This window comes from Spirosoma spitsbergense DSM 19989 (assembly GCF_000374085.1).
Lineage (GTDB): Bacteria > Bacteroidota > Bacteroidia > Cytophagales > Spirosomataceae > Spirosoma > Spirosoma spitsbergense.
In genome coordinates, this window is sequence record NZ_KB893500.1 from 61,978 (window position 1) to 84,005 (window position 22,028).

Annotated in this window: 18 protein-coding genes and 1 tRNA gene; 12 read left to right on the top strand and 7 right to left on the bottom strand. The window is 49.3% G+C overall.

Going from position 1 to position 22,028, the window contains the following annotated elements; all coding sequences use genetic code 11:
• The first annotated feature begins 124 nt into the window (after positions 1 to 124).
• The 8 genes from B157_RS0112510 (at position 125) to B157_RS0112545 (ending at position 7,904) form a co-directional block, all read left to right on the top strand.
• Positions 125 to 1,519, top strand: coding sequence for a DUF6600 domain-containing protein (locus B157_RS0112510; protein WP_020603670.1), 1,395 nt, complete (start codon positions 125 to 127; stop codon positions 1,517 to 1,519).
• A gap of 116 nt (positions 1,520 to 1,635) precedes the next feature.
• A complete protein-coding gene (gene truA / locus B157_RS0112515; RefSeq protein WP_020603671.1) occupies positions 1,636 to 2,412 on the top strand; it encodes a tRNA pseudouridine(38-40) synthase TruA in 777 nt (258 codons plus the stop codon).
• Positions 2,413 to 2,521: 109 nt separating this feature from the next.
• Positions 2,522 to 3,403: a cell division protein FtsX gene (locus B157_RS0112520; RefSeq protein WP_020603672.1), complete on the top strand. Its 882-nt coding sequence runs from the start codon at positions 2,522 to 2,524 to the stop codon at positions 3,401 to 3,403.
• Between the two features lie 104 nt (positions 3,404 to 3,507).
• Positions 3,508 to 3,837 (top strand): DUF3098 domain-containing protein, encoded by a 330-nt coding sequence (locus B157_RS0112525; RefSeq protein ID WP_020603673.1) that lies wholly within the window; start codon positions 3,508 to 3,510, stop codon positions 3,835 to 3,837.
• Between the two features lie 110 nt (positions 3,838 to 3,947).
• Positions 3,948 to 4,793: an undecaprenyl-diphosphate phosphatase gene (locus B157_RS0112530; protein ID WP_020603674.1), complete on the top strand. Its 846-nt coding sequence runs from the start codon at positions 3,948 to 3,950 to the stop codon at positions 4,791 to 4,793.
• Between the two features lie 2 nt (positions 4,794 to 4,795).
• Positions 4,796 to 5,506, top strand: coding sequence for a tRNA pseudouridine(55) synthase TruB (truB, locus tag B157_RS0112535; RefSeq protein WP_020603675.1), 711 nt, complete (start codon positions 4,796 to 4,798; stop codon positions 5,504 to 5,506).
• Entirely contained in the window at positions 5,503 to 6,426 is a 924-nt protein-coding gene (locus tag B157_RS0112540) for a bifunctional riboflavin kinase/FAD synthetase (RefSeq protein WP_020603676.1), read from the top strand. The genes truB and B157_RS0112540 overlap by 4 nt, the downstream gene beginning before the upstream one ends.
• Before the next feature lie 245 nt (positions 6,427 to 6,671).
• Positions 6,672 to 7,904, top strand: a complete 1,233-nt coding sequence (locus B157_RS0112545; protein ID WP_020603677.1) for a hypothetical protein — start codon at positions 6,672 to 6,674, stop codon at positions 7,902 to 7,904.
• Positions 7,905 to 7,937: 33 nt separating this feature from the next.
• Here the strand turns inward: B157_RS0112545 and B157_RS0112550 are convergent, their stop codons facing one another.
• Positions 7,938 to 9,164 (bottom strand): BaiN/RdsA family NAD(P)/FAD-dependent oxidoreductase, encoded by a 1,227-nt coding sequence (locus tag B157_RS0112550; RefSeq protein WP_020603678.1) that lies wholly within the window; start codon positions 9,162 to 9,164, stop codon positions 7,938 to 7,940.
• Between the two features lie 143 nt (positions 9,165 to 9,307).
• Here B157_RS0112550 and B157_RS0112555 point away from each other — a divergent pair, with 143 nt between their 5' ends.
• Positions 9,308 to 10,351: a DNA/RNA non-specific endonuclease gene (locus tag B157_RS0112555; protein WP_020603679.1), complete on the top strand. Its 1,044-nt coding sequence runs from the start codon at positions 9,308 to 9,310 to the stop codon at positions 10,349 to 10,351.
• 2 nt (positions 10,352 to 10,353) lie between these two features.
• Here B157_RS0112555 and B157_RS0112560 read toward each other — a convergent pair whose 3' ends face one another.
• The 4 genes from B157_RS0112560 to B157_RS0112575 form a co-directional block, all read right to left on the bottom strand.
• Positions 10,354 to 10,872 (bottom strand): hypothetical protein, encoded by a 519-nt coding sequence (locus tag B157_RS0112560; protein WP_157618414.1) that lies wholly within the window; start codon positions 10,870 to 10,872, stop codon positions 10,354 to 10,356.
• 16 nt (positions 10,873 to 10,888) lie between these two features.
• On the bottom strand, positions 10,889 to 11,338 hold the full coding sequence (locus tag B157_RS36835; RefSeq protein ID WP_157618416.1) for a hypothetical protein: 450 nt from the start codon (positions 11,336 to 11,338) through the stop codon (positions 10,889 to 10,891).
• Between the two features lie 102 nt (positions 11,339 to 11,440).
• A complete protein-coding gene (locus B157_RS0112570) occupies positions 11,441 to 11,926 on the bottom strand; it encodes a hypothetical protein (RefSeq protein WP_020603682.1) in 486 nt (161 codons plus the stop codon).
• A gap of 48 nt (positions 11,927 to 11,974) precedes the next feature.
• Entirely contained in the window at positions 11,975 to 13,237 is a 1,263-nt protein-coding gene (locus B157_RS0112575; RefSeq protein WP_020603683.1) for a hypothetical protein, read from the bottom strand.
• Between the two features lie 185 nt (positions 13,238 to 13,422).
• Between B157_RS0112575 and B157_RS0112580 the strand changes: the two genes are divergently transcribed.
• Entirely contained in the window at positions 13,423 to 14,661 is a 1,239-nt protein-coding gene (locus B157_RS0112580; RefSeq protein WP_020603684.1) for an ABC transporter permease, read from the top strand.
• Positions 14,662 to 14,806: 145 nt separating this feature from the next.
• Here the strand turns inward: B157_RS0112580 and B157_RS0112585 are convergent, their stop codons facing one another.
• Positions 14,807 to 17,137, bottom strand: a complete 2,331-nt coding sequence (locus B157_RS0112585; RefSeq protein WP_020603685.1) for a PAS domain-containing sensor histidine kinase — start codon at positions 17,135 to 17,137, stop codon at positions 14,807 to 14,809.
• Positions 17,138 to 17,319: 182 nt separating this feature from the next.
• On the opposite strand from B157_RS0112585, the gene B157_RS0112590 reads away from it, so the two are divergent.
• Positions 17,320 to 17,403, top strand: a tRNA-Leu gene (locus B157_RS0112590).
• Positions 17,404 to 17,991: 588 nt separating this feature from the next.
• Here the strand turns inward: B157_RS0112590 and B157_RS35185 are convergent.
• On the bottom strand, positions 17,992 to 18,306 hold the full coding sequence (locus tag B157_RS35185; RefSeq protein WP_020603686.1) for an HNH endonuclease: 315 nt from the start codon (positions 18,304 to 18,306) through the stop codon (positions 17,992 to 17,994).
• 98 nt (positions 18,307 to 18,404) lie between these two features.
• Here B157_RS35185 and B157_RS0112600 point away from each other — a divergent pair, with 98 nt between their 5' ends.
• Positions 18,405 to 21,788 carry a type IIG restriction enzyme/methyltransferase gene (locus B157_RS0112600; RefSeq protein ID WP_020603687.1) on the top strand — a complete coding sequence of 1,128 codons (3,384 nt, stop codon included), beginning with the start codon at positions 18,405 to 18,407 and terminating at the stop codon, positions 21,786 to 21,788.
• Positions 21,789 to 22,028: the final 240 nt, after the last annotated feature.

The following is a 22,028-nucleotide window of genomic DNA, read 5'->3' on the forward strand; positions in this document are numbered from 1 at the left end:
ATCCTGCGGGTGAAAAGGCAGGCGTTTGGGGGCGGCACAAATACGCTGGTCAGTCGTTAAACGTTTCGGGTGTTTAGGCATCTAACTTTTGAAACGTCTGAGACGTTGTCTAATAACACAGACAATGACTACCATCCTGAATAAACTAACTACAACCAGCCTGATCGCCCTATTTGCTTTCTGTCTGTTTTTCGCGCAGCCACTATCGGCCCAACCGGGCTATAGTGTGCCCGTTGATGCTTTCTATAATGAACTGTCACCCTATGGGCAGTGGACCCAGTACCCGGGTTATGGCAATGCCTGGATTCCCAATGCCGGGCCTGACTTTCAACCCTATGCAACGGGTGGTCACTGGGTACTAACGGAGTACGGCAATACGTGGGTATCGGATTACGACTGGGGCTGGGCACCGTTTCACTACGGCCGCTGGCTCTATGACCCTGCCTACGGCGGATGGCTCTGGCTACCCGATACGGAATGGGCACCAGCCTGGGTATCGTGGCGGTCGGGTGGCGGGTATTATGGCTGGGCACCGCTTGGCCCCGGCGTGAACATCAACATCAATATTCCGGCCCCTTACTGGACTTTCGTACCGCAGGTGTACATCACCAGCCCTAATCTGTACGGCTACTACGTGCCCCGTAATCGGGCGAACTATATCTACCAGAATACCAGCTATATCAACAACGTGTACCGGTACAATAACCGGTCGTTCAACTACGGCCCGCCCCGTGGCGACATTGAGCGTGTTACGCGCCGGAATGTTCAGGTTTACCGGATTGAGTCCATAAACCGTCCGGGGCATTCGGTGGTGGGGAACGGGTCCGTTGGGTTCTATCGTCCGGATAGTCGTAGCGCAACGAGTCGTGGAGCGAGTGCTTACGGGCAGGGCAATACGAACCGGAATAACCAGTACAACAATGGCGGCCGGACCGATTATAACCAAAATAACGGTTCGAACCGGGGAAATCGTGGCGACTATACTAACGGCTCAAACCGGGGATACGATGACAACCACGATGCTGCACCGAGAGGCAGTTATAATGGCAACACGGCTCCCGACCGAACTTACAACGGCGGTACCACACCGAGCCGGACGTATGACGGAGCCAATCGGGATTACAACGCTGTCCCTGGCCGGACGTATGACGGGAATACAACTAACCGGGGTAGTTACAACGGCAATGCACCAGCCGACCAGCGTGGCAACTCCGGAATGACTCCCACACCGGACAACACACCGGCTGATCGTTTCGGACGCAGTCGCGGGACTTATTCGCCAGGTGCCGGTCCGTCCGCTCCAACACCATCGCCACAAACGGACCGAACGTTCGACCGGTCTGAGCGGCAGGGTACTGTAAACGCGCCATCGTCACCGGGTGGGCGAAATGGTGGCGACCAGCCACAGCGAACACCGGACGTCCGGAGCGCACCCAATTCTCAGCCATCTCAGAATCAGCCCCAGCGGGGAGAAGGCGGATACAATGGGGGCGGAAGCCGTCAGCGGGGTCCCCGGTAAACTATCGATTTTGTGATTAATATGGCCCTTTCTCAAGCAAGAGAAAGGGCCTTTTGTTTTGGATGTGACACGGGCAATACCCGGTAACTGCCGCCGAAGCCGTACTTTTGCGGGCTATGCGGTACTTTATCGAACTATCCTATCGGGGAACGGCCTATCACGGCTGGCAGACGCAGGCCAACGGGGTTAGTGTGCAAACGACAATCGAAGCCGCCCTGACCCAGCGATTCGGAAAACCTATTTACGTGATGGGTAGTGGTCGCACGGATGCGGGTGTTCATGCCAGGCAGCAGTTTGCGCATTTCGAGGTCGATGAGCCAATAACGCTTACCGAATCGTTCCTTTATTCACTCAATTGCATCCTGCCCGACGACATTGCCATCCACGCCATTTTTCCGGTTGACTCCAGCGACCACGCCCGATTTTCGGCTACGGCCCGCTATTATCAGTACCTGATTACCCGCCAGAAAGACGCATTTCAGAACGGCCTGACTTATCATTTCAGGCCATCGCTCAAGCTATCATTGATGAACGAAGCCTGTGCTGTATTGCGTCAACATACCAATTTCCAGAGCTTCAGCAAGGCCCGTGCTAACGTAACGCATTTTAACTGTCGGATCGATTTTGCCTACTGGGAACGCATAAACGACGATTCGCTGACGTTCCATATTCGGGCAAACCGGTTTTTGTGGGGCATGGTCCGTACCATTGTTGGTACTATGATCGAGATTGGTCAGGAGCGCATGAGCCTGGAGCGGTTTGAACAGATTATACTGGCCCGCGACCGGAACCGGGCAGGGCGGGCAGCGCCAGCCAATGGATTGTATCTGGTTGAAGTCACGTATCCGGCCAGTGTCTTTCAGCACCGGATAAACAAGGAAAAACAGGGATAACCCTTTTTGCCGATAGTATGGCTTTTTCGGTTTACCCTTAAATTTTCTTAAATTCGACCGCTTAGCGGGTTATTCCGTTATTTTTGTTTCCATTAACACGAACCCCTGAATGGCTCGTACAAAGAAAAAAGTAGGTGCGTATCCCAGCGGCATGATTCTATTCAGTCTGACGCTGGCGTTGTTTTTGATCGGCTTCTGCGGGCTGTTGGCTATCCAGTCGAAGAAATTGGTGACCCACATCCGCGAGAACTACGAAATCCGGGCCTTTCTGGATAAAGGACTGGACGAGAAAAAGACAGAAGTGGTGTACAAGACCATTGCGGAACGACCTTACGTGTTACAAACCGATGGCAAAGCACAGGTAAACCTGGTCACCAAAGACGAAGCGGCCAAGGAGTTCATTGCTGAAACGAAAGAAGATTTTTCGAAATTTCTGGGAGAGAATCCACTGCACGACAGCTACCGGATTAAGCTTAACGAAGGGTATTTCGAGGAAGCAAAATTGCAGGAAGTAAAAAAGGATCTGGAACAGATCGGCGGCATTTTTGAAGTGGTGTATCAGGAAAATCTGGTCGATAATATCAACCAGAATATCACGAAGATTTACGCAGTTATGTCGGCCTTTGCCCTGATTCTACTGGTAATCATAGTGGTACTGATGAACAATACCATTCGGCTGGCTCTCCACTCGCAACGGATGCTGATTCGGAGTATGCAACTGGTGGGGGCTACCAATTCGTTTATTACGCGGCCCTTTCTGGGGCGGGGTATGTGGCAGGGTTTTCTGGCGGGTATCATTGCCGTTGGGTTGCTCATAGGCGGGTTACAACTGGCCATTCATAATCTACCCGAACTGGGTATGTTTCAGGATCCGCAAAAGATTATTTTCCTGATGGCTGGGATTGTTTGCCTGGGCATCATAATTGGTTTTCTGAGCACCTTTCAGGCCGTAAACCGGTATCTTGGGTTAACGCTGGATGAGCTTTATTAATGATAAATAGGCCCGTATAACAAGCTGAACGACTGGCCATGAAAGCCATACTACCGTTTACCTTGTTTACTATAGACTTTACGTTCAGTTAAACACAAAAAGAAATGGCAAAAGATAAACAGACTGGTTCGGCTACACTAAGCCGCGAAGAACCAGAAAAAAAGACGGTTACTCCAGTACCGGCAGTTGCAAAAACTGCTCCTATCCGGTCAACGGTTAGTGAGCCTGCCCGTACGGTAGCGATGCCGTTTGGACGGCAGAACTACGTGCTCATGCTCATCGGTATTGGCACCATCCTGGCCGGTTTCTTTATCATGAGTCTCGACAAAGAAGAGTTTGGTTTTGGATTTCTGGGGCTGACGCTGGGACCAATTGTGGTAATGGCCGGTTTCATGGTTGAGTTTTTCGCCATTCTTGCCCGCCCGAAAAGCTAAAAAGTTCGCCGTTTGTGGCCCGTAGTTTGTCGTTTGACCACGCTTGTCCTAAGTTTGTCCGCCGTTGACAAACGTCAAACTACAGACTACGAACTACAAACTGTTTTTTAATGGAGCTTTTTCACGCTATTGCGTTGGCTATCATCGAGGGGATAACCGAGTTTTTGCCGGTTTCCTCAACGGGTCACATGATTATTTACTCGTCGCTGGCCGGCATTGCCAGTGATGAATTCACCAAATTATACACGGTCGATATCCAGTTCGGCTGCATCCTGTCGGTACTGGTTCTGTACCACCGCCGATTCCTGACGGACCCGCGTACGGGTACATTTACTATCCCCTCCTACCTGAAATCGGTGCCTGCCCGCTGGCAGCCCATGGCCGATTTCTACAGTAAAATTCTGATTGCTTTTCTGCCAGCCGCCGTTATTGGCTTTTTGCTGAACGACTTCATCGACTCCCTGCTCGAAAACGTGGTTGTTGTGGCATTAACTCTATTGTTAGGCGGTATCGTACTCGTCTTTATTGACCGAATCACCAACGCAGAGCCCAAGGACGGGGATGTAAGCGTACCTGACGCCCTACGCATCGGGTTTTATCAGTGTATTGCCATGATTCCGGGTGTATCCCGGTCGGCGGCAACCATTATTGGCGGTATGTTTCAGGGATTATCCCGCAAACAGGCCGCCGAGTTTTCGTTCTTTCTGGCCGTACCCACTATGGCCGCTGCGTCGGGTTATAAACTGCTCAAAACCTACAAGCTTCTCCAGCCTGCTGATTACCAGACTCTGCTACTGGGTAACGCCATTGCTTTTGTGGTTGGCCTGATTGCTATTCGGGGATTTGTTAATTTCCTGACGCGCTATGGGTTCAAGGTATTTGGCTATTACCGAATTGTGCTGGGACTGCTGCTGCTGGGGCTGATGGCAGCTGGGGTGAAACTGGATGTATTATAACAGTGAATGAACTACCAACACCCGATCCGGGTCAGGTTATCCTGATTGACAAACCGCTTACCTGGACATCGTTCGACGTGGCCAATAAGCTCAAATACGCCTGCAAGTTCAAGAAGATCGGGCATGCCGGTACGCTTGATCCGCTGGCAACGGGGTTGCTCATTCTGTGTACCGGCAAGATGACCAAACAGATTGATCAGTACCAGGCGCAGGAAAAGGAATACACGGGAACGCTCGTGCTGGGCAAAACCACGCCCTCCGTCGATTTGGAAACGACCTTCGATGCTGAGTTTGATACCTCATCTATTACTGCTGAACAAATTCAGAAAGCGGCCCGGCAACTAACGGGCGATATATTACAGGTACCCCCCATTTATTCGGCCATTCGGGTTAATGGTGAACGACTGTACGAAAAAGCCCGGCGGGGTGAAACTGCCGACCGGGTTGAGGGGGGAATCAAGGCGCGGCAGGTGACTGTTTCGGTTTTTGAGGTAGACGCGGGCCGTTTTCCCGAAATAGATTTCCGCATTGTGTGTACCAAAGGCACCTATATTCGCAGTCTGGTACGCGATTTGGGCCTTTTACTCACTAATGGCGCCTACATGAGCAGCCTGCGCCGGACCCGTATTGGCGACTTCCGGATAGAAGAAGCCAGTACAATCGAGCAATTTATCGACGCCTATCGGGCGAACCAACCATCAACGAATGAATGATTATTTACCAGGGTCTCGATGATATACAACCATTGCCGAATGCGGTAGTTACCAGTGGCACGTTTGATGGTGTACACCGGGGGCACCAGACCATTCTGGCGCGCCTGACGGAAGTGGCCAAAGCCAGCGGGGGCGAGTCGGTTTTGATTACGTACTGGCCGCACCCGCGTACCGTTGTGTCCAATGACAGTCAGAACTTAAAACTGCTGACTACCCTTGAGGAAAAGGCCGCCCTGATCGATCAGGCGGGCGTAGACCATCTGGTCATCATTCCGTTTACCCGCTCGTTTTCGCAATTAACATCCGAGGAGTATATCAATCAGATTCTGATTGAAAAAATCGGCACGAAGAAACTGGTCATTGGCTACGACCATCGGTTTGGCCGCGACCGCGAAGGTGGGTTCGAATACATTAAAGCCCATCAGCATGAGTACGGTTTTGAGGTGGAGGAAATTCCCCGGCAGGACGTAGACGCGGTGGGCGTGAGTTCGTCCAAAATCCGGGCCGCCCTGAACGAAGGCAATATCCACACCGCCAATCAGTTTCTCGGTAGACCCTATACGTTAACGGGTACCATTGTGAAAGGGCGACAACTGGGTCGCACCATTGGGTTCCCAACGGCCAATATGCAGGTGGATAATGCCGCTAAACTTGTTCCGGCCAATGGGGTTTATGCCGTTGCCGTAGAATATGGTGGTCAAACCCTCGGTGGTATGCTCAACATTGGTTTCCGACCCACGGTGGCGGGTACTCATCAGACCATTGAAACCTATATCTTCGATTTCGACAAAGATATTTATGGGGAACACATGACCTTAAGATTCAGGGAATTTCTGCGCCCGGAGCAGAAATTTGATGGATTACCGGCTTTGGTTGCTCAGCTAAAATACGACGAGGAAGCGGCACGGGCGGTATTGTAAATACCCCCCTCAGTCCATCTCCGAATTCATTGAACACAAATTTCCTGACCCGTTTACTGGAACTGCACGCCCTGTTCATCCAGGTAAACTGGCGTGCTTTGCCAATGGCCTGACGAAATAAAGACCTGAGCAAAATCATTTTGTGAAATCCAGAAATATAGTTGCGGTGCAAGGCCACTCTGTCAAAATAATCCTCCGTAAATTCATATATTAGCCTAAACTTTATAAACCACCGACAAACTTATATGACTGCACTCCCGGCCCTCGATTTCAGCAATCCTGAACCGATAAGTAGCCTGCAAATTTCTTATACACAATACACCCGGGAACAGGCAGAGGAAGCAAATTTCACCTTCGATGAAGCCGTAAAACAATATCTGAGGCACTGGATTGAACAGGGTACTGCGGCAGGTATCGACCGAAGTACGGAGGTTGAACGGGATACTGAATCGTTTATTGAGCAGGGGGCATTACGGAGTTTTTTCAAGCATCATGACGATGCGCTTGAGCGGCTGCTTCAGCAGGACGACATTGCCCGGCATCTGCTTAGGCCCGACACAAAAGTCTTTTTCGAGATGGATGCCTACGAGCCACTGCTGGCCCTATTCGAGCGACGTATCTACAACCTGGCCGCCCACCGCGAACACCGGGAAGTACCCTTTCGGTACAGTCCCGTCAGTCGGCAGCGGGATTGTGGCGATTCTATTCGTTTCTCGGACATACCCGCCGGAGAAGGACGGGAGGATATTGGCTACTACTTCGGTACCCGGCGTTCGGATACCACAACCCTGAATTTAATTGCCCGTCAACTTCGTCTGGAAGCGTTGTTTTCGTCTCAACTGCCCATTCATGTTGTAACGGAAGGGTACATGGAAGATTCCCTGCGGGCCGTCAGGACGGCGGCCGAACAATTGCAGCGGGAAAGTCAGCAGGCGATTCATTGCTTTGTCGTACAGCGTCGCCATGCTGTCGATGACCGGCATCTGGGAGCCGCCTTGCTGCTGATGAACGTCCAGCAGCCCAGCCTGCCCCAGCGGGTACTCTTCTGCGATACGCTGAAACCAAACGGGAAGCCACCCTGGTGGGATAAGTTCAAACGTTACCTCGACACGGTATTTCCGCAACCCGAGGGTAGTCCAGCCGCTTCGGAGCGACTGGAAGATGGCAGTCTCAATCTCCAGCGATTACATGATGGCGTACCCGTTCGCCATCAGGATATCGACTGTGCTTTTTACAGCGCTTCTATGGCCAGGGCACTCATTCAACTAACCAAACTATCGCCTGAACTGATTAGCGGTTCTATTGAGGATTTGGTAAGCTGCATGACGGAGCGCATGCCGGAATATTTCGACCAGACCAACGTAGCCAAAGATCCGGAACTTGTGCGTCAGGTAAACGTTATTCGACGATGGCAAATGGGGCAGGAAGCCCTGGCCGACATCAGGCGGGGTCACTCATCATCACCAGTAGCCTGTTAACGCGTAAGGACGAAGTTTGGCAGGGAGCAAGCGTTATCGGCCAATATGCAATCCAGCTACGTAACCCGTTGTCCAAGCATTCTGGAAGTTGAAGCCCCCTGTGATACCGTCGATATCCAGCACTTCGCCCGCAAAGAACAGCCCCGGCCAGGCGTTACTCTCCAGTGTTTGCCCGTTCAAACCATTGAGCGAGATACCGCCACAGGTCACAAACTCGTCTTTGAACGTAGTTTTACCGGCAACCTGAAACTGGCTGTTTGTCAGCCGCTCGGCCAGACGGTTCAGGGGTTTGGCGGGCAGGTCGGCCCAGCGCTGTACCTCCGGAATACCTGACTCTGCGGCAAAAGAATGCCACAGTCGGGTAGGCAAACCGAATGGATTTTGTGAAACAACCAGCTTTTTCCCATTCTGTTGCCGAAAATCCTGCAACTTACTGCGCAGGGCATTGTCGTTCAGATCGGGTACCCAGTTAATACGGAGTGTAAACCGATAGTCCAGGTTGGCTAACTCGCGGGCAGCCCAGGCCGACAAACGCAGAATGGCCGGACCGCTAAAGCCCCAGTGCGTGATCAATACCGGTCCGCGTTGTTCCTGTTTGGCCCCTACGATTGATACACCGGCATCGGGTACCGACACGCCCGCCAACGGTAGCAGGTAGCTATCCGGCACGTTGAAGGTGAACAGCGAAGGTACGGGCGATAAGAGTTCATCGGTCTGCCGGGGAAGCCAGTTATACGATGCCGGTTGCGGATAGCCCCCCGTAGCAATCAGTACCCGGTCGGCAATGAGCGTTTCGTCCGTGAGCAAATCGAGCGACCAGGTACGGGTTTCAGTTTGCCGAATGGTGGCTACCCCACAACTTGTTCTGACCTGAATACCCAGCCTTCGAGCCGTGGTTAGCAGGCAATCCACGATGGTATCGGAGGTATTGGTGGTGGGAAACATGCGGCCGTCGGCCTCGGTTTTCAGCGGGCTTCCCCGGCGTTCGAACCAGTTTACCGTAGCCGTAGCATCGAACTGAGTCAACAGCGCGCGTAACGGTTTTTCGCCCCGTGGGTAATGCTTTACCAACTGCCGGTTATCGAAACAGGCGTGCGTAACATTACAGCGTCCCCCGCCCGAAATGCGGACTTTATTTAAAACGGTGCGATTCTTTTCGAGAATAATGACGGAGGCTTCGGGAAAGGTTTCCGCAGCCGTGATAGCCCCGAAAAACCCAGCCGCTCCGCCACCGATAACGGCAATTGTAAGGGATGACATGGGTTAAAAACAGTGGTTTTTGGGCTTATAGTTCATCGTTCAGGATTTACCAGACACATTGAGTTATTGGATTATGACTTATTGCCCAATCGGGACGACATGAATGCTACCGCTAAACCACAAACTGTTTGTAACTTTGATGTATGTTCTTCAAGCCTAAATTTTCAACCAAAGGATATACCCGTCGGGGTATGAGGCCCCATGGCAACACGCTCGTACTGCTGTTCATCTTTTTCCTGATTGGGCTTTTTCTACACTACGGCGGCCGAACCCAGCCCGTAGTGGCATTCTGGAATGATTTCCGGGAAATGGTTGGACTGGGGCATTCGCGCCGTGACCGGGACGGATCGAATCCCTATAAAGCACCCGAACCCAATGAGCCTTCTGATGTAGCAACGGATAACGGCGAACGGGGTGAAAGTGAAGCCAGTGATAATAGGCCCGGCAGACCGACGGAGGAATCGTCGGGTAATGCCCGTTTCGATTTTGAGAAAGAGGTTGATTTTCTGTTGCCCAAATCCGGTTCGGCGGGTGAACTGATTCGGCATGAAGGGTACACGCTCAGTTACCGCGGGCAATACAAAGATGCAGAGTGGGTAGCGTATCCACTCCTAGCGTATGAAACAACGGGGGATGCCGACCGAAAAAATGAGCAGTTCAAACCCGACCCTTCCGTCGAAAATGGGACCGCTTTACCATCGGACTATACCCGTTCCGGCTATGACCGGGGGCATTTGGCCCCGGCCGCCGATTTTAAGTTTTCGCAGCGAATGATGCGTGAAACGTTTTTCATGAGCAATATTACCCCTCAGGCACCTCAGTTTAACCGGGGTATCTGGAGCGAACTGGAAAATCAGGTGCGCGTCTGGGCACGGCGCGATAAAGGCCTCTACATTGTGACAGGTCCGGTACTCAAACCCGGTTTACCCACCATCGGAAAAAGCAATGAAGTGAGTGTACCCGCCAAGTTTTACAAAGTAATTCTGTACTGTAACAGGCCCAATATACGCATGATTGGCTTCCTACTCAATAATGAAGAAGCCCATGGTTCACTACAGGAATTTGTGGTGCCGGTGGACCTGATTGAACAACTGACAGGCCTCGATTTCTTCCCGAAAATCCCCGATGACCTTGAGCGGAAACTGGAAAGCAAGGGCCGGGAGGAAGTTGTAGCGGATTGGTTTTAACCCTAAAGTACTTTTGTTTTTTGCTGGATTGGCAATGTCGTCAGGAAAGCCAGTAATTCGTCAGGGCGTTGCGTACCAAGGAGAATTTTGCCGCCCGATTTCTTATTGATCTGCAAGCCGTAGTCGCCATTCATGACGTACGCCCAGCCATTTGGCCCTTGTCGGGTGCCTCCCATGCCTTTGGGGTATTCACCGTACAGGACAAACTCCCGGACGTAAGCGTGGTCGATGTCTTCCCATTTTATTACCTCACGCTTGCTACCGAATAAGCTTATTTTGAACTGCACACTGCTCTGATCGATATGTGTTTCTATCTTCCTGAAAGGAATAGCACAAAAGAACACGCTGACCAGAATGAATGCACCGGCCAGTTTCCACGAAACCAGGCTTTCTCCTTCTGCCAGTAAATTGACTGTTGCCCCCCAATAAAACCAGCTTACCAAAGAAAGGGAGAAGCCAATAACTGCCAGAACAACATACCATCGATAAGGATTTTGCTGCGTTTCAGAGAAGGTTAGCATGGTGAAAAACATTTATTTACGAGGTAAACAATGCATTATTTGACGCTAGAAATACCCTTACTTCGTCAGGTCTTTGGGTGCCGATTAGGATGCGCTTACCGCTGGATGTTTCTATGCGCAGTCCCTGATTTCCATTCACGTTATACACCCATTCACCGAAGTTCCAGCGAATGCCGTAACCCACAAACGCATAGGTAGTAACGGTTGCCTTGGTTATATCAGTCCAATAGATAGTGCGCCAGCCAAAAAGAGGAAAAGCTCGATAGTGAATACTTTCCCGGTCGAAGCGCGTATCCAGTCGGTAAACCCACATAAAAATGGGTAATACCAAAACTACCAGCAGAACGGGCCAAGCACTCGAATCAACCAGGATTCCGCTAATACCTATTATGGTGCATATACCGACAATGCCCCAAAGCCACCATTGGCGGAAACGCTGTAATTCGGTGAAGGTATTCATAGGCATTGGTTCTGCGTCGAACGGTCTTGTCGAGCTAATGTACAGACATGAATCTGAAACCCAAAACCTAATAAACAGTGCCAGCCAACTGGTTTTAACCAAGCGTGTTCAAGCCCCGAATCCAAGCGTGATTAAAAGGGCCTGCAGTTCGTCGGGGCGCTGCGTACCGAAAAGAATTGTACCACCCGACTTTTTGGTTATCTGGAAACCAAGGTCACCCTTTGCGCCAAACTTCATATCAAACATCCGGCTACCTGGCCCAAACTTCATAATGTACGGTCTGCCCTTTGGTCTCTTCCGGGCATCGACAGTTCCCTTTGGGTACTCCCCGAAAAGTGTAAGATCCCGGACGAAAGCGCGGTCAATATGAAACCAGGAGATAGTCTGCCATTTTTCGAAGGGTTTCACACGGTAATGGACCCCCTGCTCGTCAATCCGGTACGTGGTTTTACCGAAAAATTTGATTATTATGTATAGGGCAAGTGGTAATAATGTGCCCAGCATAAATAAGTAATGTGTTGTCTCAACAAAGCGGGTGTTGGAACGAATCGACCAATACAAAACGAACGGCATGGCAACTACGAGGGCCGTCATATACCATCGCCATGGATTCTTTTGTGTCTCGGTGAAGGTTGGCACGGCTTACGTTTTCTGCTTCTTCTTCTTAGCCGCCGGAAACAGGATATTGTTCAGGATCAGGCGGTAACCGGCGGAGTTAGGATGCAGGTTCAGGTCGGTGGGTTCCTCGCCGATTTCGTGGCGGTAATCTTCGGGGTCGTGGCCACCGTAGAACGTAAAGAAGCCCCGGCCGTAGGGAGAATGAATATAGCGGGCTTCGTTAACGGCCCGATTTTCGGCCAGAACCACCACTTCCGGTTTGATGTACGCTTTTTTGAAGGCTGTTGTCTGCCCCATGAACCCTTTAATCACGTTCAGGTGATTCTGGGTCAGCATGGTGGGAATCGGGTCATACTTGGCCGAAAACTGAAACAGGGTAAAGTAGTCGTTATGCTCGCTTAGCCCCCGTTCTTCGGGCTGGTTATCGACGTTTGAGAACTCGATCAGGTACGGATTGGTATACACCTGAAAATCTTTGAAGGCAAACGTCTGACTATAATCCAGTTTGTTATTGGCATTGGGGTCGGCGGGGTCGCCATCGTAAAAGGAATCGACGATATCCGTATTATGGGCAGAGAGGGCAATATCGAAGGTATCGGTAGCATTACACATGGCGAAGAGGTACCCTCCTCCCAGCACAAAGTCCCGGATTTTCTGACTCACGGCCAGTTTTAGCTGAGGTACTTTGGTGAAGCCAAATTTCCGGGTGATGGCTTCCGCTTCATTTTTTTGGGCAATGTACCAGGGCTGATCTTTGAAGTGGAAAAATTTACCGTATTGCCCCGTGAAATCTTCGTGGTGGAGGTGCAGCCAGTCGTACTCAGGTAGTTTACCATTCATCACCTCTTCGTCAAACACAACGTCGTAAGGTATTTCGGCATACGTCATCACCATGGTAACGGCATCGTCCCAGGGTTGCTTGGTTTTGGGCGAATACACGGCTACTTTGGGCGGTTTCTGAAGTTTTACGGCATCCATGTTGGCATCGGGAGCCGCCACTTCGGCCAGTATCTGGCCTGCCTGGGCGTCCGAAATAACCTCATAACTTACACCCCGGATAACAATTTCGTTGACAAAAGCCTGCGTCTGGGGCATCATAAATGAGCCACCCCGGTAATTGAGCAGCCAGTCGATTTCGGTATCGTACACTTTCAGGACCCAAAAAGCAATTCCGTAGGCTTTCAGGTGATTCTTCTGGCTATCATCCATGGGAATCAGAATTTTAGAAGCCCACGCCCGGCCCGTCAGGCTCAGAATTAGGATAAGCGGTAACAGCAGCCGTTTCATTGGTATCTGAGGTAAGAATGCTTGTGTTAGTTTTGTTATAACGAAAGATAAGCAATTATTGTGCAGGAATTAAAGAGTGAAAGTACGAAAGAGCGAAAGAGTGATAGCAAACAAGCCCTTCTTTCGCTCCGCACCGGTGGCCTGGTTTCACTCTTTCACTCATTCATTCTTTCGCTCTTTACCACATGAATCTACTCGAAAACATACGGGAGGGGCTGCGTTCCATTGCCGGTAACCGGCTGCGAACCATTCTGACCTCACTCATCATTGCCATCGGCATTACGTCGCTGGTGGGTATACTGACCGCTATTGATGGTATTCAGGACTCGGTAAACAATAGTTTTGCCGGGCTGGGTGCCAATACCTTTAGTATTGTGGCCCGGCAGGATGCTTTCCGGCGGGGTGGCCGCATCCAGAAGCAGGATGCTCCTATTGATTATTTTGACGCCATTCAGTTCAAACGCCGGTTTCCGTACGGAGCCACTATTTCCGTTTCGACCGTTGTGGTGGGGGCAGCCCAGGCGAAATTTGGGTCTAGGAAAACGAATCCAAACGTGCAGCTTACCGGGGGCGACGATACGTATCTGGCGGTAAAAGGATACACGATTCAGAATGGCCGTAACTTCTCCCAGAATGACCTGAACTACGCGCTCAACGTCGCTATTATTGGCAGTGAAGTCGCTACTACCCTGTTTGAAAAGAAACTGAATCCGATAAACCAGCTCATTCGTGTATCGGGCAGGCAGTACAAAATCATTGGCGTCCTGGATAAAAAGGGGGGATTTTCCGGCGGGGGCGATGACCGGATTCTCCTGATTCCCCTGAACAACGCCCGTGCGCTGGCCGGTACCAGACAATTAACCTTCGACATCACGGCATCCGTTCCCAGTGTATCTGATCAGAACGAAGCCGTTGGCGAAGCAAGGGGCACCATGCGCCTGGTCCGGCGCGACCCGCTTGGGCAACCCGATTCGTTTGAGATAGACCGGGCCGATGAGCTGGCCAAACAAACCGAAAACATTACCGGCTACCTGCGCATTGGCGGGTTTGGCATTGGTTTTATCACCTTGCTGGGTGCGGCCATCGCACTACTCAATATTATGCTCGTTTCTGTAACAGAGCGAACCCGCGAAATTGGCATCCGAAAGTCACTTGGTGCCACACCCCAGCGAATTCGCGAGCAGTTCCTGATTGAAGCCATCGTTATTTGCCTTCTTGGCGGTTTAGGCGGGGTGATGCTGGGACTGGGTATTGGTAATCTAATTGCCTCGCTGGTTAGCCAGGGAAAAGGAGGATTTGTGGTTCCCTGGGGATGGATGGGTCTGGGACTGGTTGTTTGTGTATCCGTAGGCCTGTTTGCGGGTATTTATCCTGCCGTGCGGGCTTCTAAGCTCGACCCGATTGATGCCCTTCGGTACGAATAATACAGCTGAAAAGCTGACACAGAACTTTCCAGCCAGGTTGACACCGGCTATGGAATGGGGCGATAAGTAACTTGTACCGGATTCCGACCCGGCAGAGAAAAGTCATACGAGCAAGTCGGTCCTCTTTTCAGCCAGGAAAGCTGGCTTACTCTGTTATGGAAACTGCACTGATGGGCAGAAATACCGTAAACTGAGCACCCTGTCCGGGCTGGCTATGAGCAAGAATGGCACCGCCGTGGTTTTCGGCTACTTTCCGGCAAATAGCCAGACCAATGCCCGTTCCACTATAGGCACTACGGCTGTGTAATCGCTCGAAAAGCTGAAAAATGCGCTCCTCGTATTTCTCCTCAAACCCAATTCCATTATCGGTAACGTCGATAGCTACCCATGACTGACTGGCGCGATTCAGTACCGTGTCGGGCACGGATTCGGGTCCTACGGTACGGCTCTGTACCGTTACCTGGGGTTGTACACCAGAGCGGGAGAATTTCAGTGCATTACTGATTAAATTTTGAAATAACTGACGTAGCTGAAGCAAACTGCCATTGACCGTTGGTAGTGGCTGGCTACTGCTGCCAACAATTACCTGAGCGTGGGTTTCCGTAATGACTACGCTCAGGTCCTGCTGAATATCAGCCAACAGGGTTTCCAGGGCAACCGGCTGAAACGGGTCATCCTGAGTAGCCAGTCGGGAGTAGGCCAGTAGATCCCGGATAAACACACCCATCCGCTCTGCCGACGACTGCATGCGGGCAATCATGTCCTGTCCTTCGTCTGGCAGAAGAGCACTATAATTCCTGACGAGAATATCACCGAATGACCTAATCTTCCGTAAGGGTTCCTGTAAATCGTGACTGGCTATGTAGGCAAACTGCTCCAACTGTTGGTTAGACTGTTTCAAGTCACCTACCAGCTTCTCGGCCCGCAATAGCGTTTGGCGCAACAGTGTCTGGTCATTAGCGGCTATCACGATCCCATCACCCTGTTTAACAATGGACATATCAAACCAGCCATCCACGGCCCCATCGGCAATTTGCTGTTCAAACCGCTGCGGCTGGCCGGTCGTCACCACATCGACGTACCGGTCAAAGACTCCGATTGACTTCAGGCTGGGCAATACGTCCAGCATGGTGCGGGTGGTTGTCTGATCCAGCGGGTGGCCAACCGCCCGGGCGTTGGCTTCGTTCTGGAGCAGATACCGAAAGTCGGCAATTTGGCCATTATTGCTCCGTATGGCTTCAAACAGCACAATGGGCATCTGGCAACTATCCAGCACGCTCTGGAGCATAGCCGCCTGTTGACGAGCCTCCAATTCCACCCGTTTCTGGTCGTTTACGATGGAGTAAATCGAGATGATCCGATTCTCATCGATGCGGGTGACCCAGTTATCGGTATAGTTATCGAATCGGTCCCGCTGATAATGCAGTTCGAAGTGTTGAGTCTGCCCCGTTGTCAGGGCCGCTAAATAGGCCGTCCAGTACGTGGTTTCCTGCAAGCCGGGAAACAAAGACAGAATAGATTTACCCTCCAGTTGCGCTACTGACAACTCCGTGTCCCTACAAATGGCCTGACTTACCCGCACGTAGCGAAAATCGATAACAGCCCCGTTTTCATTCCGGACGGCTTCCAGCACGCACAACCCATTGGTAATAGATTTAAGCACATCATCAAATATGAGCGCCTGTTCTTCAATCTGTCGGGCTGCCTGCTTACTGGCACTAATGTCTTTGTAATAGATAACGACGCCATTCAGCAACGGTATGATAGACATCAGATACCAGCCTTCGTTATCATCAACCTGGTATGACTGTTCAATGCGTTGGGGCTGGCCGGAGTCGACTACGTCAATGAATTGCTGTAATACACCCATTTCCCTCAATTCCGGGAAAAACGTGGTGATCCGTTTCCCAATAACCTGGTCGGCGGAGAAACCAACAATCGTATCGCTGGCGGCATTCGTCAATTGGTACGTAAAGTCGATTACCCGGCCGTCCGGATCGCGGACGGCTTCGCAGTAGGCAATGGCTTCATCCATTGCATCCATAACGCCCTGTAGCAACCGGGTCTGGTTTTCTGTCTGCTGTTGCGCCTGTTTGGCCTCGTCAATATTCCGAAAGGTGGTGCATAAGCCGTTGTTCAGCGGGCGATTTTCTATACAGTACCAATGATGCGATACCGGATGAAAATACTCAAAGTCGAAGGGAATCTGCTCCTCCACAACCCGACGAATCTGTTCAGCATGGGTCAGGGCATGGGGTGCCCATTCATACAGCAGTTGGCTGGTGAGTTGCTCAACTGAATAGCCAATGATGGCCAGTGCCTGCGCATTTGCATAGTAGGCACGATAATTAACGATGATTCCACTGGTATCCCGAACTGCTTCGCTGGCAATTACACCCTGCGGTAAATTGGCGAGTAAATCGGCCAGTAAAGAAGGGGTTGGTGTGAATGAAGTCGTTAAGGATGAAGCGGGCATATCGGACAAGATAATTTAACCCTGTAAAACTAAGAAAATGGATCAATCAACACTAACCCGAACGTGCGTGAACGACCCCACTACGATTCTGTTGAATTTTTATTTGCAAAACCCACGGCCTGCGGCTACTTTTGCACCCACGTTTGACAAACGCATCCTGCCACTGGCGGGACGATTCTGTCGCCGGGATGGCGGAATCGGTAGACGCGATGGTCTCAAACACCATTGTCTGCAAGGACATGCCGGTTCGAGTCCGGCTCCCGGTACAATGAACCCCTGTAACTACCTGTATTTCAGTAGATTATAGGGGTTTTATTTTTGTTACCGAAACCTTACCGAAACAAAAAGCACATTAGCCACTTTAGACCCTCAATTAGTGGCCACGCTATTCGAGAATTTAGCCGTACTTCTGGCTGAAACCCTCCCTGAATACTTTAATACCTATGTAACTAAATTTCATTTTCTGTACTAGGGGTAATAAACGCTTAATTTTGACACCGTTTTCTTTTGGCGGGGCAACGGTTCACATAATTTGCCCCGTTCAACCCAAAAGCATTTAATCAGTCATTTTCGGCAATTAAATTGAATTAAATTTCCCCAAAAAAGTAGTAAAAACTGCCTTAAACGAATCCAAATCAACTTTTTACACCTCTGCCTAAAAAAAATAGTCTGAATTTTACCACCGCTTTTTTTTGGTTAGTATAGCGGTTAAGGGGTGTTCATACTTTAGAGATTTACAACCATATACCCCCCTGAATTTTGGCACCGTTTTTTTTTGGTTATCCAAGCGGTTAAGGGTTGGACAAACGGTAGAAAGTTAACCTACCCCTCCCCCGCACATATGATGAAGAGGGTTATAAGTGCCGTTCTTTGCCCCGCTTAATTTGGTGGCAGTGGTGGCAAAGCGGCATCAGGTTTCTTTCGTCTAAGGGTTCACCGCCTAACCGGATCGGGGTAATATGGTCAACCATCTGAGCCGGGGTTAATCGCTTTTGATTGAAACAGTGAACGCATAGGGGCTGCTCCTGCAATACCCTTGCCCGTAGGTTGCGCCAACTGGCCATTCGGTAAAAGTTAACGGGTATGTCACCGTTCGGCTTCTGTTTTAATCCGGCTGTTTTTGGGTGAATCTTTAGCCAGGGCCTTCGTACTTTGGTAACGGTCGGCATGGGTGGTAATGGTTGTTTATGGTTAACTATGTGGGTGGCTGTTTGTAAATGGGCGTTGATTTCCTTTATTTGTCTGCCTTTTAAAGATACAAAAAAGCATGCTGCTTACCATCCGCACACCGGCTGAATCCCTTGAAAAAACCTACCGCCTTCAATCCGCTAACCGGGAACAGGTTGAACGCTTTAAAAACAGTTACGCCAAACTATTGCCCCTCATCAATGAGAAGGAAAGCGAAGAAAACGTAAAGGATCATTTGATGGACTTTCTAAAGGAGGTCTATTACAAAGATGCCCACGTAGTAGCTCCAAAGGGTAAAACTGATTTTGTGATTCATCTGGGTAAAGATGCCACGTCGCAAGCCGGGGTACTGTTTGAGGTCAAACGACCGGCAAACAAAGGGGAAATGATAACCCGGCAAAACCTGAATACAAAAGCCTTTCACGAACTCTTACTATACTACTTTCAGGAGAGGGAACGAGCCAAAAACAGCGACCTTCGACACTGTGTCATTACCAACGTATATGAGTGGTTTATTTTTGACGCGGCTCTGATTGACCGGGTGTTTTACCGCAATGCTCACCTATCCAAAGAATACAAAGCATGGTCAACGGGGCAAAAGGTCAGCAAGAACAATGAATTGTTTTACAATGAGATTGCCAAACCCTTTTTATCGGAGTTAACCGACGAAATCCCGTTTACCTACTTTGATATTCGGGATTATCAAAAGAACGTCTTAGACGCGGATAAGGTCAATGACAAGGCTTTACTATCGCTGTACAAAATCCTGTCTCCTACGCACCTGCTGAAGCTGCCAACGGCTACCGACAGCAACCGGCTTAACCCGCAATTTTATACCGAACTATTGCACCTCATCGGATTGGAAGAGGTAAAGGAGGGGGGCAAAAAGGTAATCCGGCGTAAAGAAGTAGGTAAGCGGGATGAGGGGTCATTACTGGAAAATACTATTGTTCAGCTTGACATTACCAATAAACTCTTCCACTTACCGGATCGGGGGCAATACGGGGCTACGACAGAAGAGCAACTGTTTAGCGTAGCCCTTGAACTCTGTATTACGTGGGTTAACCGGATTCTGTTTCTCAAGTTGCTGGAATCGCAGTTGGTCAAGTATCACAATGGTAATCCAGCATATGCCTTTTTGAATCAGGCAACGGTGGGAGACTTTGACGAACTCTTCAAACTGTTCTTTCGGGTGCTGGCAAAGAAACCCGCCGAACGGCAAGGGTCAATCCAAACCAAATTTGGTCGGGTGCCTTACCTGAACAGTTCGTTGTTTGAGATTACCGAACTGGAAGACGCAACCATCAACATTAACAGCCTGGAAGATAGCCAGACGTTGCCCCTGTTGGCTAAAAGTGTGCTGAAGGATAATACGGCTTACCGGCATCAAAAAGAGTTGCCTACGCTGCCTTATTTGTTCGCCTTTTTGGATGCTTATGATTTTGCATCGGAGAGCCGGGAAGAGATTCAGGAAAAGAACCGGACGTTGATTAATGCCAGTGTGTTAGGGCTAATCTTTGAAAAGATCAACGGCTACAAAGATGGTTCGTTTTATACGCCGGGATTCATTACCGAATATATGTGCCGGGAAACCATCCGTAAAGCGGTGGTGCAAAAGTTCAATGATGCAAAGGGGTGGAACTGTAAAGACTTTGCCGACTTAGAAGACAAAGACCTTGACCGCAACGAAGCTAACACCCTCATCAATGAATTGCGCATCTGTGATCCGGCGGTGGGATCGGGTCACTTTCTGGTATCGGCTTTGAATGAATTGATAGCTATTAAGTCCGATTTAAATGTATTACAGGACGAAACCGGTAAGCGGCTCAAAGGCTACACGGTAAGCATCCTGAATGATGAGTTAGTGGTAGAAGATGAGGAAAGCGAACCCTTCAGCTATGGATTACAGGTTGCAACCAATAAACCCACGGCTGAACGGCAACGGGTGCAAAAGAGCCTGTTTAATGAAAAGCAGGTCATTATTGAAAACTGCCTGTTTGGGGTGGACATTAACCCGAACTCGGTTAAGATTTGCCGGTTGCGGCTCTGGATTGAACTGCTCAAGAATGCCTACTATACCGACGAATCCGGTTTTACCGAATTGGAAACGTTACCCAACATTGACATCAACATAAAACAGGGGAATAGCCTGTTGAGCAAATTTAGTTTAACCGAAGACCTCAGCGACGTATTCAGAAAGCAGAAGTTCAGTTTACGGTCATACAAAGACGCGGTAGCTGCCTACAAGAATGCTCCCAACAAAGAAGCCAAAAGCGAACTACAACGCTTCATCAACGACATAAAAAGCCAGTTCCGCGAAACGGTTATTAATCGCGACCCACGCCGGGCTAAACTGGCCAAACTACGGGGTGAACGTATCCTGCTGGATAGTGAATTGAGCATCTTCGATACGGTCAAAGACCCGAAGCTGATTGCCTTTGAAAAGAAGCGGTACGACAAACTTATTGAAAAAGCAGAAACCGAAATTGCCGACATTGAAAATAATACGCTGTATCGGGGTTCCTTTGAATGGCGGTTTGAGTTTCCCGAGGTTCTGAACGAAAGAGGAGACTTTGTGGGCTTTGATGCTATTATTGGTAACCCTCCTTATTTGAGTATTCAAGATTTAAAGAGATATTATAGTGATGTAACACAAATTTACAAAAACACCTATCTGACTGCTTCATCAGGGAATTATGACATCTATTTATTATTTATAGAAAAGGGGCATCAATTACTAAATAAACTAAATGGTAACCTTTCTTACATTCTACCTTCAAAGTTTATGACAACAAATTACGGTTTAAATGTGCGCCAATTTTTAATAAATAAATCTGCCTTGAAAAGTATTGTCGATTTTGGTTATCATCAGATTTTTGACACTGCAACTACTTACACCTGTATCTTATCAATTTCATCTATTGTAGAAAAACAAATTCGATATGCTAACATTGACCCCTTATCTTTAATAGAAAATAAAAATATAAACTTCAATCTAATTGATAGAAATTCTTTAAAAAGAACTGGCTGGTCATTCAATGACGATTATACTGAAGTTATATTTAAAAAATTGAGATCAAAAAGCATACCACTTATAGATTTACCTACGGATATAGCAAGGGGGTCTAGTACAGGTTGTGATAATGTTTTTTGTCTAAAAAACATTAATGATATTCTTGTTGATTCAGAAGGCCGAGAAGTTACACTAGAACCTGAAATGCTTAGAATACCCATATATGCTACAAATTTCACAAGGTACAACTTTAAGGGAGCGAAGAACGAGTTAATTATCTTCCCCTATAAAATTGAGAAAGACAGCTATTCTTTAATTGAGGAAAAAGAGCTGATGGAAAAATATCCACATACTTATCAATATTTACTGAGTAGAAAAAACGAATTAGATCAAAGAAAACAAATTAAAAGTTGGTATGGATATAGCGCACCTAGTACTGTACCCTGCTAAAATTGGGATGAAAAAGGGAAAGTTGGATTTTTGTAGTTCTCAAGCTCCAAATATCCCCCTTTCCCATGAAGCAGAACTTCATTGACCAAATTACAACACTCCTGCATAAAGCACCAATTGTAGCCAATTTAGCCCGTAAAAAGTTCGTCGCTCAGTTTATTATTGGGCTCATAAAAAGCAGAAATACACAATTTTGTGAGATTGCACAACATCTGAACGACAAAGTCAAGTTAGCCTCCA

Coding starts and splice junctions, on each gene's coding strand:
- B157_RS0112510 (WP_020603670.1), top strand. CDS start 125: ATGACTACCATCCTGAATAAACTAACTACAACCAGCCTGATCGCCCTA.
- truA (WP_020603671.1), top strand. CDS start 1,636: ATGCGGTACTTTATCGAACTATCCTATCGGGGAACGGCCTATCACGGC.
- B157_RS0112520 (WP_020603672.1), top strand. CDS start 2,522: ATGGCTCGTACAAAGAAAAAAGTAGGTGCGTATCCCAGCGGCATGATT.
- B157_RS0112525 (WP_020603673.1), top strand. CDS start 3,508: ATGGCAAAAGATAAACAGACTGGTTCGGCTACACTAAGCCGCGAAGAA.
- B157_RS0112530 (WP_020603674.1), top strand. CDS start 3,948: ATGGAGCTTTTTCACGCTATTGCGTTGGCTATCATCGAGGGGATAACC.
- B157_RS0112540 (WP_020603676.1), top strand. CDS start 5,503: ATGATTATTTACCAGGGTCTCGATGATATACAACCATTGCCGAATGCG.
- B157_RS0112545 (WP_020603677.1), top strand. CDS start 6,672: ATGACTGCACTCCCGGCCCTCGATTTCAGCAATCCTGAACCGATAAGT.
- B157_RS0112550 (WP_020603678.1), bottom strand. CDS start 9,164: ATGTCATCCCTTACAATTGCCGTTATCGGTGGCGGAGCGGCTGGGTTT.
- B157_RS0112555 (WP_020603679.1), top strand. CDS start 9,308: ATGTTCTTCAAGCCTAAATTTTCAACCAAAGGATATACCCGTCGGGGT.
- B157_RS0112560 (WP_157618414.1), bottom strand. CDS start 10,872: ATGCTAACCTTCTCTGAAACGCAGCAAAATCCTTATCGATGGTATGTT.
- B157_RS36835 (WP_157618416.1), bottom strand. CDS start 11,338: ATGCCTATGAATACCTTCACCGAATTACAGCGTTTCCGCCAATGGTGG.
- B157_RS0112570 (WP_020603682.1), bottom strand. CDS start 11,926: ATGACGGCCCTCGTAGTTGCCATGCCGTTCGTTTTGTATTGGTCGATT.
- B157_RS0112575 (WP_020603683.1), bottom strand. CDS start 13,237: ATGAAACGGCTGCTGTTACCGCTTATCCTAATTCTGAGCCTGACGGGC.
- B157_RS0112580 (WP_020603684.1), top strand. CDS start 13,423: ATGAATCTACTCGAAAACATACGGGAGGGGCTGCGTTCCATTGCCGGT.
- B157_RS0112585 (WP_020603685.1), bottom strand. CDS start 17,137: ATGCCCGCTTCATCCTTAACGACTTCATTCACACCAACCCCTTCTTTA.
- B157_RS35185 (WP_020603686.1), bottom strand. CDS start 18,306: ATGCCGACCGTTACCAAAGTACGAAGGCCCTGGCTAAAGATTCACCCA.
- B157_RS0112600 (WP_020603687.1), top strand. CDS start 18,405: ATGCTGCTTACCATCCGCACACCGGCTGAATCCCTTGAAAAAACCTAC.